This is a genomic window from Paracidovorax wautersii, from assembly GCF_900113035.1.
Classification (GTDB): Bacteria; Pseudomonadota; Gammaproteobacteria; order Burkholderiales; family Burkholderiaceae_C; genus Paracidovorax; species Paracidovorax wautersii.
Genome location: NZ_FONX01000012.1, coordinates 26,323 through 43,111 on the forward strand (window position 1 = coordinate 26,323; position 16,789 = coordinate 43,111).

Annotated in this window: 14 protein-coding genes; 1 reads left to right on the forward strand and 13 read right to left on the reverse strand. The window is 71.3% G+C overall.

Features of this window, described 5'->3' with window-relative positions:
* Positions 1–110: 110 nt before the first annotated feature.
* On the reverse strand, positions 111–1,154 hold the full coding sequence (locus tag BM070_RS16495) for an LLM class flavin-dependent oxidoreductase (protein ID WP_175518528.1): 1,044 nt from the start codon (positions 1,152–1,154) through the stop codon (positions 111–113).
* 108 nt (positions 1,155–1,262) lie between these two features.
* On the reverse strand, positions 1,263–2,942 hold the full coding sequence (locus tag BM070_RS16500; protein WP_092940438.1) for a hypothetical protein: 1,680 nt from the start codon (positions 2,940–2,942) through the stop codon (positions 1,263–1,265).
* A gap of 129 nt (positions 2,943–3,071) precedes the next feature.
* On the opposite strand from BM070_RS16500, the gene BM070_RS16505 reads away from it, so the two are divergent.
* Positions 3,072–4,091: a helix-turn-helix transcriptional regulator gene (locus BM070_RS16505; RefSeq protein ID WP_092940439.1), complete on the forward strand. Its 1,020-nt coding sequence runs from the start codon at positions 3,072–3,074 to the stop codon at positions 4,089–4,091.
* Positions 4,092–4,242: 151 nt separating this feature from the next.
* On the opposite strand, the gene BM070_RS16510 is transcribed toward BM070_RS16505, so the two are convergent.
* The 11 genes from BM070_RS16510 to gspG all read right to left on the reverse strand — a co-directional run bounded on the left by BM070_RS16510 (position 4,243) and on the right by gspG (position 16,729).
* Positions 4,243–6,285 carry an Ig-like domain-containing protein gene (locus tag BM070_RS16510; protein WP_092940440.1) on the reverse strand — a complete coding sequence of 681 codons (2,043 nt, stop codon included), beginning with the start codon at positions 6,283–6,285 and terminating at the stop codon, positions 4,243–4,245.
* Between the two features lie 358 nt (positions 6,286–6,643).
* A complete protein-coding gene (locus BM070_RS16515) occupies positions 6,644–8,008 on the reverse strand; it encodes a GspE/PulE family protein (RefSeq protein ID WP_092940441.1) in 1,365 nt (454 codons plus the stop codon).
* A gap of 31 nt (positions 8,009–8,039) precedes the next feature.
* Positions 8,040–10,439, reverse strand: a complete 2,400-nt coding sequence (gspD, locus tag BM070_RS16520) for a type II secretion system secretin GspD (RefSeq protein WP_092940442.1) — start codon at positions 10,437–10,439, stop codon at positions 8,040–8,042.
* Positions 10,440–10,443: 4 nt separating this feature from the next.
* On the reverse strand, positions 10,444–11,262 hold the full coding sequence (locus BM070_RS16525) for a type II secretion system protein N (protein WP_245785261.1): 819 nt from the start codon (positions 11,260–11,262) through the stop codon (positions 10,444–10,446).
* Positions 11,263–11,325: 63 nt separating this feature from the next.
* Positions 11,326–11,982, reverse strand: coding sequence for a type II secretion system protein M (locus tag BM070_RS16530; protein WP_092940443.1), 657 nt, complete (start codon positions 11,980–11,982; stop codon positions 11,326–11,328).
* A complete protein-coding gene (gene gspL, locus BM070_RS16535) occupies positions 11,979–13,235 on the reverse strand; it encodes a type II secretion system protein GspL (protein WP_092940444.1) in 1,257 nt (418 codons plus the stop codon). Before gspL ends, BM070_RS16530 begins: the two co-directional genes overlap by 4 nt.
* Before the next feature lie 66 nt (positions 13,236–13,301).
* Positions 13,302–14,459: a type II secretion system minor pseudopilin GspK gene (gene gspK, locus BM070_RS16540; protein WP_353615609.1), complete on the reverse strand. Its 1,158-nt coding sequence runs from the start codon at positions 14,457–14,459 to the stop codon at positions 13,302–13,304.
* Positions 14,456–15,097: a PulJ/GspJ family protein gene (locus BM070_RS16545; RefSeq protein ID WP_245785270.1), complete on the reverse strand. Its 642-nt coding sequence runs from the start codon at positions 15,095–15,097 to the stop codon at positions 14,456–14,458. The genes gspK and BM070_RS16545 overlap by 4 nt, the downstream gene beginning before the upstream one ends.
* A gap of 170 nt (positions 15,098–15,267) precedes the next feature.
* Entirely contained in the window at positions 15,268–15,657 is a 390-nt protein-coding gene (gene gspI, locus BM070_RS16550) for a type II secretion system minor pseudopilin GspI (RefSeq protein WP_092940447.1), read from the reverse strand.
* The gene (locus tag BM070_RS16555) at positions 15,657–16,091 is read right to left on the reverse strand and encodes a pilus assembly FimT family protein (protein WP_245785262.1); all 435 of its coding nucleotides are present in this window, start codon (positions 16,089–16,091) and stop codon (positions 15,657–15,659) included. Before BM070_RS16555 ends, gspI begins: the two co-directional genes overlap by 1 nt.
* A gap of 149 nt (positions 16,092–16,240) precedes the next feature.
* Entirely contained in the window at positions 16,241–16,729 is a 489-nt protein-coding gene (gene gspG / locus BM070_RS16560) for a type II secretion system major pseudopilin GspG (protein ID WP_281245434.1), read from the reverse strand.
* Positions 16,730–16,789: the final 60 nt, after the last annotated feature.

A 16,789-nucleotide genomic window follows, 5' to 3' on the forward strand; every position in this document is an offset into this window, starting at 1 on the left:
CTGCGGCGTTGCGGCGCTTGTGGATAGCCGTGCTATCCACTGCGCACCGCGCCTTGCATCCCATCCCGCCGACGTAGCTGCGCGACCCCTGGGAGATCGTAAACACGTTCTCAGGCCGCAGCCGCCGCCGCAGGCGCCGCGGCGCCCAGCGAGGCATGGGCCGCTGCCGCGATCTCCAGCGAACGCAGGCGCAGATCGCCGTCATACACGTCGCTCACCAGGATGAATTCATCGGCCTCGGTGGCACGCGCCAGTTCGGCGAAGCCCTCGCGCACCGTCTCGGGCCCGCCCACCACGCCGGCGGCGAGGAAGTCGCCGATCGCGGCGCGCTCCTGCGGCTGCAGCGACTGCGCATAGCCCTGCACCGGCGGGCGCAGCAGGCCGCGCTGGCCGGTGAGGATGCCCAGCACGCGCTGGTAGGTGCTGCTGGCGAGGTAGTCGGCCTCTTCGTCGGTGGGCGCGGCGATCACCGGCACGCCGATGGCCACGTAAGGCCGTTGCAGGGTGGCCGAGGGCCGGAACAGCCGGCGGTAGATGTCGATGGCCTGGTGCAGCATGCGCGGCGCGAAGTGCGACGCGAAGGCATAGGGCAACCCCTTTTCGGCCGCGAGCTGCGCCGAGAAGAGGCTGGAGCCCAGCAGCCAGATCGGCACGTTGGTGTCCGCGCCCGGCACGGCGGTGATGCGCTGGCCCGGCTCTGCGGGCCCCAGCAGGCGCTGCAGCTCGGCCACGTCGCGCGGGAAGTCCTGCTCGGACTCCACCCGGTCGCGGCGCAGGGCGCGCATGGTCGGGCCGTCGGTGCCCGGCGCGCGGCCCAGGCCCAGGTCGATGCGGCCCGGATACAGCTCGGCCAGCGTGCCGAAGGCCTCGGCGACCACCAGCGGCGCATGGTTGGGCAGCATGATGCCGCCCGAGCCCACGCGGATGCTCTGCGTGGCGCCCGCCACATGGCCGATCAGCACGGCCGTGGCGGAACTGGCGATGCCGGGCATGTTGTGATGCTCGGCCATCCAGTAGCGGGTGAAGCCCAGGCTTTCCACATGCTGCGCGGTGCGCACGGCCAGGGCCAGCGCCTGGGCGACGGTGGCGCCTTCGCGCACGGTCACCAGGTCGAGCATGGAGAGGGCGGGCAGGTGCGTGATGGAAGAAGTCATGCAGCCATTGTGGGCGCCGAGCCATATCCATGCTGGTGACGGGACTTGAGCCCGGCATCCCGGTCCGGGCGGCATTGCGCGGACCGGACCGGGATCGTCAAGATGTGCTCAGAGCCCCAGCTGGTTCCTGAAGGCGGCCCAGCCCGCATTGTTCAGCCGCACCGTATAGCTCAGTACCTGCTCCTCCTTCGTCGCGGGGCGCGGCTGGCGGTACTGATAGACGCCGCCGTTGTACTCGGTATAGCCGCGCAGCTGGTTCGGCGAGGTGAGCGGGAAGTTCGCGATCCTCAGCAGCCGCACGCCACCGCCCGAGGTATCGATGGAATAGGCGTTTTGGGACAGCGCGGTGCAGTTGTTCGAGTCGCTGTAGTTGGGCGCCGTGGCGTTGCAGCGGTAGATCTGCAGCGTGCTGCCATCGACGAAGGCCGCGCGCAGCGAGTGCGTGTCATCCTGGATGCCCAGCGGCAGCGTGCCTCCGGCGGTGGCCAGGTTGACCGCCGAAGCCGGCCGCCCGGCAATCAGCGCTTCCAGCGTGGTGAAGGCGCCGCCTGCCAGCAGGTCGGTGGCCGTGTTGTTGATGGTGATCGCCTGGTTGAGCTGTGCGCTCACGTTGGTGCGCAGCACGGAGCCCGCAGGGAAGGTCGCGCTGCCCAGCGGCGCCACCGATGCCATGGTCAGCGTCGCTGTCTGCTGGAAGCCGTTGCCGCTGAGCTGGCTGTTGCCCGCCTGCATCTGCGCGGCCACATCGGCCATGGGCTTGCCGGAGACGTCCTGCTCGGCCACCGTCACGCTGTAGAAGCGGGTGGCACCGTCGCAGTAGCGCGTGCGGGAGGGCGAGCCGCGCGTGTTCAGGCGCGGGGGCGTGCCGTCGCAGCGGTTCCAGCCTGTGTCGGTCAGCGTCACCGATGCGGGCGTGGGATAGAGCTGTGCGGCGGACAGGGCGGCGCCAGCCGACATGCCGCTGCGGCGTTCGAATTGCTGGGTGTTGCCATTGGCATCCACGGTGCCGTCGGAATCGCGCACGGCCAGGCGCCAGTTCTGCGCGTCGGTGTAGGCCAGCGAGCCTTGCGAAGACGAGGCCGCGGCCGTGGCGTTCACGGCCACCGTGTTCAACACGCCGCCCATCTGCAGTGCGAGGGCCGTCAGCTTGGCGGCCGTGCGCGCGGTGTCGGGCAGTACCGCGTCGGCAGAGCGCGCATCGCCCTGGTAGTCGTAGAGCTTGGCGACGGGCACTGCGAGCTGCTGTGCGACGGCCGCCTCGGCGTCGGCGAGCGGCAGGCCGCCTGCCACGGCTTTCTGCACCAGCGTGGTCAGGGGCGAGATCTGGCCGCCGCCCTTGCCTGCCGGGGCGGAGAGCACGAAGGCGCTGCTGATGGGGTCGGGATCACCTGCATCCACTGCGCTGGTACCCACCTGGGCCAGCAGGGGCGCGGCGCGGAAGGCACGGGCTGCCGCGTCGTCGGCCGGCTGGTAGGTCAGGGCATATCGGCCGTCGGCCCCGGTGGCTGCGGCGGCCTTGGGCTCGTTCGCATCGCAGGCCTGATTGCCGTTCAGGTCGGCGCAGACCAGCACATTGCTCAGGGCCTGGTCGGCGACCACCGTGCCGCTCAGCGAAATGGCCGCGGGGCTCGACGGCGAGGGGTTGCCGCCGCCGGTGTTGCCGCTGCCGCCGTCGTTGCTGCCACTGCCCCCGCCGCAGGCGGCCAGCAGGGCGAGCACGCCGGTGGACATCAGGCTCTTGCCGAACCGGGGCGGCAGTGCCGAGGGGGAATAGGAGAAGGCTGTCATGGAAGGGTCCCGAGGTTTGTTTTTCGTGCCCCGAAAGTAAATCGCTACGATCCATTCATAAATGATGCAAATGCACTATCGCCCTGCTGGATGGGGGCGCTGGCGTCATGCACTGCCTGTGGAGGGGAAATGGCGAACCTGTCGGGATTCGAGGACTTCTCAGACCTGCTGCTGCACGTCTATCGGCTGTCGCACGAGCAGCCGCTGCAGGCCTTCCAGGACGAGGCGCTCGACGCCTTGCGGCGCGTGCTGCCCTTCGATTCGTCCATGTGGGGCTCGGCCACGCCGGGGGCTGAGGGGGCCGGCATCCAGATCCACACGCTGCACCTGCACCGGCAGCCGCCCGACATGCTGGCGGACTACGAAGAGGTCAAGCATCTGGATTCGGCCGCCGCCTCCCTGGAGGGGCTGGTGCGAGCGACCCGGGCGTTCGACCGCGATGTGGAGTTCGCCGCGCCGCAGCAAAAAGCCATCCGGGCGCACGGCCAGCGTTTCGATATGCGGCATTTCTTCATCAGCTCCGAGATGAATCCGGCCAGTGGCCTGGTGCAGTGGGTCACGCTCTATCGTGCCCACGAGGCGGCCCACTGCACCGAGACCGAACGCAGCCTGCTGGCCGCGGTGGCCCCGCATCTGCAACAGGCCATGGGCTACAACCGCGTGCGGCATTTCGACCGGGTGATGCCCATGCCGGAGGCCGGGCAGCAGCCCCCTGCGGCAGGCCGCGCGCAGGCCGTGGCCGATCTGCGCGGCATGGTCTATCACGCCACGCCGCTGTTCGGCGAGCTGGCGGCGCGAGAGTGGCCGGGAGCACGGGCATCGTCGATGGCGCGCCTGCCCGAGCCGTTGATGCAGGCCTTGCGCGCGGGGCACCTGCGGCATGCCGGCCGGACCCTGGTGGTGCGCTGCCATGCGGAACATGGACTGCTCTTCTTGAAGGCCCGGCCACGCTGCGCGGTGGATGGGCTGTCGCCGCGCGAGCACCAGGTGGCCTGGCTGCTGGCGCGTGGCCTCACCCACAAGGAAGTGGCGCGCCAGCTGGGCCGGTCGCCCGCCACGGTGCGCAACCAGATCAAGTCGATCTATGCGCGCCTGGAGATCTCCAGCGTCGCGCAGCTGGTGGCGCTGCTGCACGAGGCGATGGATTGATTGAGCGCCTGTCGAAGGATCTTCCGGGCAGCCCGCCAGCTCCGCTGCCCGTGGGAGGGGCGTGCCATCTGGCGATGCACCGCCCCGGCTGCCGGCAGGGATGCGAACCCATGCCGGCAGCCGATGCGCGGGCAAGAAGGGTGCGGCCTTCTCAGTTCGACAGGTTCAGCCGGTAGGTGCCGTAGTGGGTGGCGAATTGCCGCCCGTTCGACGCAGTGCCGGTCAGCTGCAAGCCGGTCATGTAGGCGCCCTGGCCGTAGTTGCCCGACGTGCGGTCTGCGCACTGGCCGTTGCCGCTGGTCGCAGGGGGCGAGCAGGGCACGGCGGCTTTGCGGGCCGATGCCGCCACGCTTGGCACGCGGACCGAGTCGTTGAAGTTGAACAGCACGGAAGACTGGGGCGCGTAGCTGCCGTACACCGACACCGTCGTCGGCGGCACGGCCCCGGCGGGCAGCGTCCAGGCGTCTGCACCCTTGACCTCGACCAAGGCCATCTGCGGGCCGGTCGCCGCGTTGTAGAGGGGCACGCTGCCTTGCACGGGGCCGGTGGTGGGGATGCCGGCGCTGGCGCCGAACGCGGTCTGCATGAAGGCCGGGTTCAGCACCGGGAAGTTCTGCTTCTTCAGCTCGCCGATGGTGAGCGCCCGGGCCCGCGTGCGATAGACCTGCACGGCGTCCGCCGTCGTGCTGGAATTGCCACGCAGGAAGTAGCTGAACGTCCAGGTGCTCTGTGCGGCGTAGCCGGCGAGCGCCGCGTCCGTGAACAGCGGGTCGGCGAAGTACATGCTGGGATCGATGCCGGCTGCGGGCGACTGCACCGGGGCATTGGCCGCCACGAATGCAGCCCCCAGCTTGACCACGTTGGTGCCCGAGACGCGGCCATTCGTGCGCTTGAAGTTGAGCGTGGAATAGTTGGCGTCCGGCCACAGCGTGAGCTTGGTGCCGAAGGGCGTGGCGACCTCCACGCGATCGAACTTGAGCAGCGTCTGGCCGTTGACCTGTTCGGTTTCGTTGTTGACGGTCAGCGTGTAGCCCGTGCTCAGGTAGCTGTAGGCGGACTGGTTCAGCGTCGGGAACACGCGCAGCTGGTGGAAGGGCGACACGCCGCCCGAATAGCTGAACTGGTTGCCGATCAGGCGCAGCTTGCCGTCCGTGTCCTTGCGGACCACGAGGGTGTCGTAGAACTCCGCGTTCTGGGTATCGAGCTGCTTGTAGGCGATGATGAGATCGCCGTTGGCGCGCGTGTATTCGTAGCGCCCCTGGAGGAACCTGGTGCCCGTGGCGCTGTCGCGGAAGAGGCTGGCGAATGCGCCGCTATTGCTGTCGTTGCGGCCCACGCGCGAGCCGTTGCTGAGGTAGCCGGCCGGGTTGTTGCCCAGGAAGGCCGCCTTGCAGTTGGCGGCCACCACGGCGCTGGCATCGCCCGTGGCCACGCCGTTGCTGACCGGGCTGCTGACCCGCTGCGTGGTGGGCAGGGCGTAGCAGGCCGTGAGGGTGTCGAGCAGTGCGGAGATCTTGGCGGTCGTGCCTTCTTCCACCAGCGCGTAGGTGGTGGAGGAGGGCAGCGGGGGCAGGGCGGAGGCGTTGCTGCTGAAGCGCACGGAGACGGGCGCCGCACCGCTGGAGCTGACCTGCTGGCGCACGCCCACCTCGATGTTGGAGCTGGTGTCCGAGGCCGGCGTGATGCTGACCAGCAGCGAGTCGAGCAGGCGGTCGTAGCCGGTGCCGTTGACGCTGAAGGCATCGCTGAGCGGATTGACCGAACCCACGCCGGCTGCCGACAGCACCGGGGCCAGCACGCCCTGGATCTCCGTGGCCTTGTCCTGCAGCTTGGCCGCCGTCAGGGCGGCAGCACCGCTGGCCAGTTCCGCGGCCAGGTTCTCGGGGTTGCCCGAGGCGCTCAGGCGCGCCGCGATCAGCGTGGTGACGGGCGTGACGTTGATGGTCTGGTTGCCGGGGCCAGCGCTGACGCTGACGAGTTTTTCGGTCTCGCCGCTGGCGGCGCTGCGGGCCGCCACGATCACGAAAGGCGCCTTGGCCGTCGCGGCGATGGTCACCGTGTATTTGCCGTCGGCTCCGAGCGTGCCGCTGGTGCCGACCACCGCGCCGCTGGCGTCGATGACGGTCACCACGCCGCCCTCGAAGGCGGCGCCGGTGGCGGCGGTGCCGGAAAACGTATAGCTGGAAGCCGCCACGGGCGTTCCGCCGCCGGGGCTCGAAGGCTGGCCGCCGCCGGAACCGGTGCCTGCGCCCGCTCCCGCGCCACCTCCGCTTGCGCTACCTCCTCCACCTCCGCATGCGGCCAATAGTGCGATCACGGCGGCGGTGATCAGGCTCCTTCCGGTGTGAGCGGGCAGGCGCGATGAAACGGGCGATACAGCCATGTGAATCCTCCAGTAGTAGTAGTCGTTGATTTTTATGGAGCCGATAGCGGCGGCATATCATGACGCCATCTCCGTGACATCGCTACTACTGTTGTTTTGGCGCTCCATGGCGCTCCATGGCGCCCGCCCGCAGGGCTGGCTGCCGCCAGGACGCGGCGGCTCTGGCCGATCAGTCCCGCGTCACGCGCAGCACTTCTTCCTGGCTGGTGATGCCGGCCTGCACCAGGCGTTCGCCGTCCTCGCGCATCAGGCGCATGCCGCGGGCCAGGGCGGCGGCGCGGATGTCGGCCTCGGCCGACTGGTTGTGGATCTGCTCGCGGATGGCGTCGTCCACCACCAGCAGCTCGAAGACGCCGGTGCGGCCTCGGTAGCCCGTGGGGTCGCCGGCGTCCAGCTTGCGCACCAGCCGCTGGGCCAGCACGCCGAGCAGCGAGCTCGACAGCAGGAAGGGCTCCACCCCCATGTCGGTCAGGCGGGTGATGGCGCTGGCCGCGTCGTTGGTGTGCAGCGTGGCCAGCACCAGGTGGCCGGTGAGCGAGGCCTGGATGGCGATCTGCGCGGTCTCGAAATCGCGGATTTCGCCGATCATGATCACGTCCGGGTCCTGCCGGAGGATGGCGCGCAGCGCCTTGGCGAAGGTCAGGTCGATCTTGGCGTTGACCTGCGTCTGGCCCACGCCCGGCAGCTCGTATTCGATGGGGTCTTCCACCGTCATGATGTTGCCCTGCGTGGCGTCCATGCGCTGCAGCGCCGCGTAGAGCGTGGTGGACTTGCCCGAGCCCGTGGGCCCGGTCACGAGGATGATGCCGTGCGGCTGGGTGATGAGATGCTCGAAGCGCGAGAGCGTGTCGCCCTGCATGCCCACCGATTCCAGCGTGAGCTTGGTCTGCGTCTTGTCCAGAAGGCGCAGCACGGCGCGCTCGCCGTGGGCGCTGGGCAGGGTGGAGACGCGCACGTCGATGGCCCGCGTTCCCAGGCGCAGGCTGATGCGGCCGTCCTGCGGCAGGCGCTTTTCGGAGATGTCCAGGTCCGCCATGATCTTCAGGCGCGAGATCAGCGCGGCATGCAGCGCCCGGTTGGGCTGCACCACCTCGCGCAGCGAGCCATCGACGCGGAAGCGCACGCTCGAATGCCGCTCGTAGGGCTCGATGTGGATGTCGCTCGCGCCGTCGCGCGCGGCCTGCGTGAGCAGCGCGTTCAGCATGCGGATGATCGGCGCGTCGCCGGCCGATTCCAGCAGGTCCTCGACCGCCGGCAGCTCCTGCATCATGCGCGAGAGGTCGGCGTCGCTCTCGACCTCGCTCACCACCATGGCGGCGCTGGATTCGTTCTGCGAATAGGCCGCGCTGATGCGCTGGGCCAGCGCGGGCGCGTCGAGCGGCATCAGCTCGCGCACGGCGGGGTACTTGCGCAGCACCTCCGACAGCGCGCCCGCATCGGGCGCGAGGCCGTGCCAGAGCAGCAGGCTCTGGCCGTCGTCCTCCAGCAGGAGTTGCGTCGATCGCGCGAAGGCGTAGGGCAGGGGGTGGCGCATCGTGGGGCGGTTCTTGCGGCGGGCGGCAGGCTTACTGCGGGCTGTAGGGGTTGTTGCCCACGGCGGGCGCCGGCGCGGGGGCGGGCGTCAGCGGGATGGACTCGGTCTGCAGCGGCACGATCAGCGGCCCGGGGGGCGCGGGGCGCGGGCTGCCCGGCGTGGCGGGGGCTTGCGGCTGCTGCAGCGGCGGCAGCACCGGCGCGGCCGAGACGCTGCCCATCACCGCGCTGGGCGCGGGCTGGGTGACCTGCTGCAGCGCGCGGATGGCCTCGTAGCGGTCCTGCACCAGCGCGTCGCTGGTGGCCGTGTCGCGGATCACCACCGGGCGCAGGAAGACCATCAGGTTGGTCTTGCGGCGCGAGCGGTTCTCGTTGCGGAACAGGCCGCCCACCAGCGGCAGGTCGCCCATCAGCGGCACCTTGTCCTGGCCCATGGCGTAGCGGTCTTCCAGCAGGCCGCCGAGCACGATCACGCTGCCGTCGTTGACGAGCACGGTCGATTCGATGGAGCGCTTGCTGGTGGAAGGGCCGTTGGCGTTGCCGATGGTGGAGGCATCCACCTGCGACACCTCCTGGTAGAGCGTGAGCTTGACCGTGCCGTTCTCGCTGATCTGCGGGCGCACGCGCAGCATCAGGCCCACGTCCTTGCGTTCGACCGTGGTGAACGGGTTGACCGTGGCGCCGCCCGTGCTGTTGGCGTAGGAGCCGGTCACGAAGGGCACGTTGTTGCCGATGATGATCTGCGCTTCCTCGTTGTCCACCGTCAGCAGGTTGGGGGTGGAGAGCACGTTGGCATCGCCCGTGTTCTCCAGGAAGTGCGCCAGCGCGCCCAGGTAGTAGTTGCCGTTGATACGCGGGGCTACGCCCACGTTCAGGCCGTTACCGGGCGTGGCGTTGCCGCTGGCCAGGGCGCTGGCCACGCTGCTGGCCGAGCCGCTGGCCGCTGCCAGCGCTAGGTTCAGGATGTTGGCGCCGCCGCCCTGGCTGGAGTTCGTGCCCAGCACGCCGATGGTGCCGTTGCCGTAGTTGCCGGCCACCGTCTGCCACTGGATGCCGAACTGGGCCACCTTGTTGGCCGCCACTTCGACGATCAGGCTTTCCACCAGCACCTGCGCGCGGCGGCCGTCCAGTTGGTCGATGACGGCGCGCAGCTGGCGGAACTGCGGCTCGGGCGCCGAGATGATCAGCGAGTTGGTGCTCGGGTCGGCCTGGATCTGCCCGCCGGTCGAAGGCTGGTTGCTGTTGGCCGAATTCAGGCTGCCCGCGTTGCTGCCCAGGCCGCCGCCCGAGTTGCCGCCGCCCATGCCCATGCTGTTGCTGCCGGAATTGCCACCGAAGGCGCCCCCCACCTGTGACATGCCGCCCGCGGCGCTGCCGCCGCTGCTGGTGGCCGTGAAGCCGCCCGAGGTGGCGCCGCCGCCCGTGCCCGTGCCGGTCTGCGTGGCCGCCAGCGCCGCGCGCAGCGTGGCCGCGAGCTTGGTGGCGTCGGCGTTCTTCAGATAGACGACGTGGATGTTGCCGTGCGATGCGCTGGAGCCGGGCGCGGCCGGCTGGTCCAGCTTGGCGACCAGCGAGCGCACCAGCGCCAGCCGCGCCGGATTGGCGGCGCGCACGATCAGCGAATTGCTGCGCGGCTCGGGCAGCAGCGTGGTGCGGAAGGTCGATTCGCTGCCGCCGGCCACCGGCGCGCCCTGGGCCACGGCGGCCGTGGGCGTGGCGGCGCCGCCTTCGATCAGGCGCGAGACCAGCGGGGCCAGCTCGCTCGCCACCGCGTTCTGCAGCGGGATCACCTCCACGTCGCTGGCGTTGGAGACGTCCATCGCCGCGATGATGCGCGCGATGCGCTGCAGGTTGTCGGCGTAGTCGGTGATCACCAGGGAGTTGTTGCCCGGGTTCACGTTGATGGTGTTGTTGGGGCTGATGAGTGGGCGCAGCACCGGCACTAGGTTGGCCGCGTTCTCGAAGTTCAGCTTGAAGATCTGCGTGACGATCTGCCCGCCCGAAGGCGCCCGGCCCGAGCTGCCCTGCGTGACGCTGACCGAGCCGGCCTGCAGCTTGGCGTCGGCCTCGGGCACCACCTTGTAGAGCCCGGCGGCTTCCACCACCGTGAAGCCCTGCAGCCTGAGCGCGGCGAGGAACTGGTCGAACGCGGCGGCGGGCGGTACCGGGCGCTCGGTCACCAGCGTGAGCTGGCCCTTCACGCGCGGGTCCACCACCACGTTGCGGCCGGTGATGGTGGCCATGGTGCGGGCCACGGCCTCGATGTCGGCATTGGCGAAGTTCAGCGTCACCGGCTCGCCCGAACGCACGCTGCCGGTGCTCGTGGTGATGGCCGTCTGTGCATTCAGCGGGCCGCTGGCGCAGGCGATGAGCGCGCATGCAGCTACGAATTTCATAGCGAAATGCAGGCGCGGGGAAGGCAAGGATTTCATTCGGTCAACCCACGGTGATGATGGAGCGCGCGCCGGTGCGCCGCCCGATGATGTTGAGGAGGTTCGCCAGCGCGGCCTCGCGGTCGGGCGCGGCCGTGGCCTCGCCGGTGAAGCGCAGCCGGTCGCCCACCCATTCGCCGCTGCCCTTGAGCAGCAGCGCGCCGCCCAGGGTGGAGAGCGTGAGCGTGGGCGCCGGGCCCTTGCCGTCCAGCGCCAGCCGGTAGCTGCCCATGGGGCGCAGGGTGGACAGGCGCGAGGACATGTCCAGCGCGTCCAGCTGCGCGGAGCCGGCCAGCTGCATGCGGCCGTTCGTCCAGTTCAGCGCCAGCGCCTGGGTGGACAGCGCCAGCCGGCCTTGCGGCTGCACGGTGTTCCAGGGCGTGCCCAGCCCGGCCAGCACGGCGGCGGGCCACTGGCTGCGGCCATCGGCGATCTGCACGCGCACGGTGTTCCAGCCGGCCTGCGCGGCGATGCCGATCGGCCCGGCCGTGGTGCAGCAGTCGGCGCGCAGCTCGGCGCGCACGCCGGCCCAGGCGGGCCAGAGGCGCCACTGCACGCGGCTGGGCAGGGTGGCGTGGTCCTGGCTGCCGCTACCGCCGGTCAGCAGCAGCTGGGCGGAGCCGTCCCACACGGTGCCGCGCGGCTCTGCCAGCTGCACCTGCCCGCTGCTGGCGCTGGCCACGCCGGCAGCCAGCCAGCGCGCGGGCGCGAACACGGCCAGCGCCGGCAGGGCGCCCAGCAGCAGGCCCAGCAGCGCCCAGCCCCAGGGCGAGCGCGGCAGGCCGGCGGAAGACGAATTGCGCGAGGAGAAGTTGCGGGCCACGGGGCGACGATGGATGAAGACGGCGAAGGAGCGGGCGGGCTTGAGGCAGCGCAGGTGCCGGCCTCAGGCCGGTGGCAGGGAGAGCACCACCGTGCCGTCCCAGCGCGGCACGCCGGTCGCTGCGGGGCTGGCCTGCGGGGCTGCCGGCGCGGCGCCGGGCAGGGCTGTGGCGGGGCGCAGGCCGTTGGCGCCGGCCTGGGGCGTGGATTCCGCCGCCGTGCTGCGCGTCAGCCGCGCTTCCAGCGGCACGGCGCGGGTCGTGCCACGGGCTTGCGTCAGCCAGCGTGCCAGCGCATCGGCCGGCACGGCCTTGAGGGTGACGGTGGCGCGGTCGCCTGCCGAAGACAGCTGCGCGCTGGTGCCCAGCTGCTGTGCGATCGAGGTCTGCAGCGCGCGCAGCGCATCGCCGCTGCGCGCACGGGGCACGCTCTGCAGCTGCTGCGCCTCGGCCTGCAGCGACTGCATGTGCTGCAGCTGCGCATCCAGCGCGGCATGGCGGGCGGGGGCGGTGCGCAGCACCTGCAGCGCGGGCGCCAGGGCCACCCACCAGAGCAGGGCCAGCGCCACCACGGAGCCGGCGGCGATGACCAGGGTCTGCTCGCGCCGGGCCAGCGCCCTCCAGCGCGCCTGCAGCACGGCGGCCATGGCCTGGGGGCTGTTGCTCTCGCTCCTGGCGCCGCTCTTGCCGCCGCTGCCGGGTGGGGTCGTCCTGCCGGTCATCGCGCGGTCTCCATGCGTATCTGCAGCTGGTTGTTGGTGTCGTTGGCGACGTAGCCGCGCGCCAGCAGACGCTGGTTCAGCGCATCGATCTGTTCGGGCGGCAGGTCCAGCCCGCGCAGCCGCAGCTCGCCCGTGGAATATTCCAGCGTGGCGGGCAGCTGCCCTTCGGGCAGGGTGGCGCCAGCGGCGGCCATGAGCGGCTCCAGGTCCGACGGCGACATGCTGCCGGCGGCCTGCCGCAGCTGGGCCAGTTCGCGTTCCATCTGCACCGGCGCATCGACGACGGCCTTGACCTGCGGGAAGGTCTGGGTGAGCGCGTTGCGCACGCCGGCTTCCTTGGCCGCCAGGGCCTGCTTTTCCTGCCAGGCCCAGACGTTGAGCCCCACCACCTGCGTGACCACGACGACGCCCAGCGCCCAGCGCGCGGCTCGCCACTGCGGCGCGCGCGCCAGCAGGCCGGCGGCGCTGCCGGCCTTGCGCAGCGCGCGAGTGCGGCCGCTGCTGGCCAGGTCGAACTGGGCCAGGTCCCAGCTGCCGCGGGCGGCGGCCAGGGCGCGCTGGCTGGCGGTGTGGATCTCGGCCGGGCGGCCCAGCAGCCGTTCGGCCAGGGTGGCCACGGCGGGTTCGGCGCGCAGCGGCGCGGGCGGGGCGGCGTCGGGGTCGCCTGCACCCTGCGCGGTGGTGGCGCCGGCCCAGTCCAGCGAGGCGGGGGTGAGCAGCAGCACCACCACGGCCTGGTCGGCGCCGTGGCCGGTGACGACCAGCTGCGGGTCTTCGGGCGTGCCGGTGGCGAAGTATTCGGGCGCGCCGCTGCCGGTGGGGCCGGGCGCGAATTCGGGCACCACGCGCGACACCGGCCGGCCGGCCGCTTCCAGCGCCTGCAGCGTGGCGCGCAGCCAGGCCCGGTCGCACACGGCCACCCAGGCCGGCTCGCCGGCGCGAGCGCCGGGCTCCAGCGCGAAGTGCAGCAGCACGGTGTCGTCGAGCACGCGCTCTTCCAGCAGGCCTTCGAGCACGGCCCGCAGGCGCGGCGCCTGGGTGCCGGTGCCTTGCGGCAGCGTCACGCGGTGCCACGACAGCAGGCGCGATGGCACCACGGCGACGGTCTCGCCGGCACGGCCCGGGTCGGGCAGCAGGGCGGCCGATGCGCTGGCGTTCCGCTGGGCGGTGTGTCCGTCGGCGGTCAGCGTGTAGCCGTACTCGGTGGACGGCCCCGGCATCTCCGGGGTCAGGGTAAGGATGAGGGTGCTCATGGATCGGTTTCGCGGGCCATTTTAGGGGCCTGCCATGACAGACCCGAGGGGTGGGTGGGACACCGGTCAGCGCAGCGTGTCGGCGCTGTCGCGCACGAAGCTGCCGCGCTCGCGCCAGAGGGTGCGCACCATGCCGCGCTGCTTGAGCACGAGCGAGCGTTCCTCCACCACCGCCGTGCCCAGCCGCAGCCGGCCGCGCACCTCGAAGTAGCTGGACGAGACGCTGTGCGTGGCGGCGGTCAGCTCGGCCTGGCTGCCGATCAGCCGGGCGGCGTCGCTCTCGCTGCGGAAATGCTGGCCCTCGCGCGCCTGCACCAGGCGCTGGGCGTCGGACATGTCGATCTTGTCGATGCTGGCCCACAGCACCACCGCGCTGGCGGTGTTGAGGTTGACCTGGGTGGGCACCGGCAGGATCGTGGCGTAGGGCGCGAGCGCCGCCACGCTGGCCGGCGGCAGCCCCCACCAGGTGAGCTGCGAGACGGTCTGCGGCATCAGCGGCGCGCTGGGGTTGTTGTTGCTGCTGCCGCCGCTGGCGATGCCTGCGCTGCCCGCGTTCGCCGCGTTGCCCGCCGTGCTGCTGGCCGGCGCGCCGGTGCCCGTGCCCGATGCGGTGCCCGCACCCGATGCGCTGGGCGGGCCGTGCAGCACCTGGGCCTGCACCATGCCGCGTGCGACCAGGTTCAGCTCCTGCATCGGCAGGCCCAGGTATTCGAAGAGCCGGGTGAACTGCCGCAGCGCCACCGGGTTCACCTGGCCGTTGGCGGCCAGGTTGCGCAGGTTCAGGCGCGACTGCATGTCGGTGATCTGGCCCGAGAGGAAGGCGTTGGCCGTGTCGGTGCTGGCGTCTTCCGCCTGGCTTACGCCGCGCTGGGCCGCGAGGAAGGTCGAAAGGCGGGCCTCTTCGAGCGGCACGGCCCAGGGCTCGGTCAGGTTGTCGGTGCCGTCGCCGCCGCGCGCGAGCGAGTCTTCGCGCAGGATCAGCCGCGACCAGTCCAGCGCGCCGATCAGTATCCACGCCGCCTGGATGCGGGCGCGTTCGGCGGTTTCGACCTCCACCGAGCGCCACTGCTGCCACATGGCGGCCGCGGCGAAGCTGGCCACCAGGGTCACGGTGAGCATGGCGGCCAGCAGGGCGGCGCCGGCCTGCGTGCCGTGTGCGGCGGCGCGCCGCCAGATCGGCGGCCTTGCGGCGCGGCAGCAGGGGCGGCGGTGCATCAGTCTCATGACTTGTTGCCGCCCTGCAGCGGATTCACCCAGTCGATCGTCATGCCGCCGGCCAGGGCGCCGCCCGGGGGCAGCATCAGATGCAGGCTGATGCCGTCGGGCACGCTGGCGGCCTCGGGCGAGAGCCCGCCCGGCACCTGCGGCCCCACGGGTGTGCCCGCGCTCGACTGCGCGTTCGACCAGGCGCCGCCGCGGAAATAGAAGAGCTGCCACTGCATGAGCGGCATCAGCACGGTTTCGGAGCGGCGGTCGGCCTCGCTGGGCGTGCGCGCCCATTGCGCGGCGTGCTGCCAGGCATCGTTCCACTCGCCGCGCGTGCGCAGCGGGCCCGACTGCCAGCGCAGCCATTGCGTGGTGTTGCCCACGGCGCGCAGCGTCCAGGCCACCACCATGGCGCCGTCGTCGGGCTGGCGCGTGCCGTGGCGCGTGAGGCGCAGCACCTGGCCGTCCCAGGCGATGGGCTGGGTGCCTTCGATGGCCTGCAGCGCGTCCAGGTCGGTCTTCCACTGCGCCAGCGCCGTCTGCATCACCAGCAGGCCGTCGGTGCGCTGGCGGGTCAGCTCCTGCGACCGCACCATGCCGTCGAGCCCGCGCCAGCTCATGATGGCGATCAGCGCCATCACCGCGATGGCGACCATCAGCTCGATCAGCGTGAAGCCGCGTGCAGCATTGGCCGGCGCCGGGCGCGGCGCGTTCCAGCGGCCGCCGCGCAAGGGCCGCCCCGCCGCGCTGGCGGCGTCCTCCTTCCCGCATCGCGCAGCGAGGCGAGAGAGGGGCGAAGGCGCGCTGCGCCTCAGGGGGGGGCTCATCAATACCTTCCGACGATGGTGGACACGCGCAGCACCGAGTTGTCGCCGTCGAACACCTGGGCGTCCACGCGGCGGAACTGCGGGTTGGGCAGCGGCAGCACCATCACCAGCACGCCGTAGCTGCGGCCCGCCTGTTCGCAGGTGGTGCGGCCGTCGCCGATGGACGGCATCTGGGCCGACAGGCGCACCTTCACCAGTTCGTTCTCGGCGCAGATGTGGGCCAGCAGCACGTCGGTCTCGCGCGCGGCGTTGCGCGTCAGGGCCGAGGTGGCCTGCATGCCGGCCAGCAGCGCGATGGCGACGATGGCCAGCGCCACCATCACCTCGATCAGCGTGAAGCCGTTGCGTGCACCGCGCCGGGCGGTGGGGAATGGACGCCGCCGCAGCATCACTGCACGCCCTGCGCGGCGAAGGGCCGCAGCCCGTCGGTGGCCACGCGCACGGCCCGCTGCGGGTGGGCGCTGCTCACGATTACGACCTGCTGCGCGCCGATGAGCGGCTCCGGCCCCAGCCACAGCTCGGCCGGGCCGCTGACGCCGGTGGTGGGTTCCAGCCATTGCGTGGGCATCTTGGTGCCGGCCGGCAGCCCGTCGAAGCGGAAGCCCTGCGGCCCGCCGCGCCAGCGCACCGCCACGCCCGAAGCGCGCGACTGCGCCCGCGCAGATTCAAGCAGCGCCGCCAGCCGCTCGCCTTCGCGCTGCAGCTGCGTGTCGCCGTTGTCGCGCAGGGCGAAGCCCACGCCGGCGGTGGCCAGGGCGATGATGGAGATGACCACCAGCAGTTCCAGCAGCGTGAATCCGCGCGCACGCCCCGGGGGATTCAAAGGAAAAAGACGAGCAGGCTGCACGGAAGACGCACGCAAATGCCGGTGTCAGTCGCGGAGAGCTTGCGCCGCCGGGCCGCCCCCAGGCGAAACGCGGCTCCCTCGGAGGGCAGGGAGCGACGCGCAGTGCGCGACCGTGGGGGCCATCCTTATTGCCAGCTGCCGATATCCGCGTTCTTGCCTTCGCCGCCGGACTGGCCGTCGGCGCCGAGCGACATCACGTCCACCTCGCCCTTGATGCCGGGGTTCAGGTACTGATACGGGCGGCCCCAGGGGTCGTTGGGCAGCTTTTCCAGGTAGGGGCGCCAGTTGTTCGGCACCGGGCCGGTGGTGGGCTTGGCGATCAGCGCCTGCAGGCCCTGCTCGGACGTGGGGTAGCGCTGGTTGTCCAGGCGGTAGAGCTTGAGCGCCTGCATGATGTTGGTGATGTCGGTGCGCGCCGCGGTGCTGCGGGCGTCGTCGGCGCGGTCCAGCACGTTGGGCACGATCAGCGCGGCCAGCACGCCGATGATGACCAGCACCACCATCAGCTCGATCAGCGTGAAGCCGGCCGACACGCGGCGGCGCAGCCGCTGGGCGAAACGCGGGCGCGCAGAGGCGCACGGGGTGGGCGAAAGGGCGGCGGGAGTGTGTTGCATTGCGGGCAAGAGACTCGGGTGGGTGCGCAGTTCTGACATATCCGGTCAATCATAATCCTG